The organism is Pseudoalteromonas sp. ABE4_541, from assembly GCF_056312285.1.
In genome coordinates, this window is sequence record NZ_JBSVEM010000048.1 from 1 (window position 1) to 785 (window position 785).

A 785-nucleotide genomic window follows, 5' to 3' on the forward strand; every position below is an offset into this window, starting at 1 on the left:
GAGTACGACTTCCCAGGTGATGACCTACCTCTAATCCAAGGTTCTGCGCTTAAAGCGTTAGAAGGCGAGAAAGAGTGGGAAGACAAAATCGTTGAGCTTGCAGAAGCACTAGATTCATACATCCCAGAGCCAGAGCGTGACATCGATAAGCCATTCATCATGCCTATCGAAGACGTATTCTCAATCCAGGGTCGTGGTACAGTAGTAACAGGCCGTGTTGAAGCTGGTATCATCAACGTGAACGACGAAGTTGAAATCGTAGGTATCAAAGATACTACGAAGACAACTTGTACGGGTGTTGAGATGTTCCGTAAGCTTCTAGACGAAGGTCGTGCGGGTGAGAACATTGGTGCACTTCTACGTGGTACTAAGCGTGACGAAGTTGAGCGTGGTCAAGTACTAGCGAAGCCTGGTTCAATCACTCCTCACACGAAGTTCACTTCAGAAGTATACGTACTTTCTAAAGATGAAGGTGGTCGTCATACTCCATTCTTCAAAGGCTACCGTCCACAGTTCTACTTCCGTACAACTGACGTAACAGGTAACGTAGAGTTACCAGAAGGCGTAGAAATGGTAATGCCAGGTGACAACATCAAGATGACTGTTGACCTAATCGTACCAATCGCGATGGACGAAGGTCTACGTTTCGCTATCCGTGAAGGTGGCCGTACAGTTGGTGCTGGTGTTGTAGCAACTATCGTTGAGTAATATCGACTTTAGTTAATGCCACAAAGCATTAGAAAAACCCGAGCTTAGGCTCGGGTTTTTTTATGTCTTGTAGGTTG

1 protein-coding gene is annotated in these 785 nt (G+C 46.1%); it reads left to right on the top strand.

Going from position 1 to position 785, the window contains the following annotated elements:
* A partial coding sequence (locus tag ACW689_RS21405) for an EF-Tu C-terminal domain-related protein (protein WP_476294436.1) occupies window positions 1-708 on the top strand: 708 nt, incomplete at its 5' end.
* Between the last annotated feature and the right edge of the window lie 77 nt (window positions 709-785).